Source organism: Neisseria sp. P0021.S006 (assembly GCF_051956895.1).
This window is the reverse complement of the sequence record NZ_JBQCWZ010001173.1, coordinates 1-471: the sequence shown is the minus strand read 5'-3', so window position 1 is coordinate 471 and position 471 is coordinate 1. Positions and strand designations below refer to the sequence as shown.

Here is a 471-nt window from a genome sequence, read left to right as displayed (position 1 = left end):
ACCACACAACCCCAAACAACCCCCACCACCAACACCACCACCCCCACCCCCCCCCCCAACCACCCCACCAAAAAAAACACCACAAACAAAACCAAAAACAAACACCCCACCACAACCGACCCAACCACCACAAACCCCCTAAACCCGCCCAACCCCACCACAAACACAACCAAAGACACAACCCCCCCAGCCAACACCCCAAACCAAACCACAAACCCCACCACAAACACAACAACAACCAACAACACCACCAGCCAACGAGCCCCGTCCACCACAGAACGTCAACACACCACCCCAAACAACACACCGGCCCCCCAAACGACCAATAAAGTCATAACCGCACAGGCTGCTGACGCCACCCTGCGTCCTTTGGATTTCGCGGTGCAGTTTGTCGCGTTCGATGTCGGTTACGACTTCGCCGTCGAGGCTGATCTGGTGCAGATGTCCGCTACCGTAGTAAAGGTAATCGAT

The 471-nt window shown here is 55.8% G+C and carries 1 pseudogene; it reads right to left on the bottom strand.

Annotation, left to right across the window (positions count from 1 at the left end):
• Positions 1 to 138: 138 nt before the first annotated feature.
• Positions 139 to 471: pseudogene (locus ACTHUM_RS19315) on the bottom strand (hypothetical protein); the annotation flags it as partial.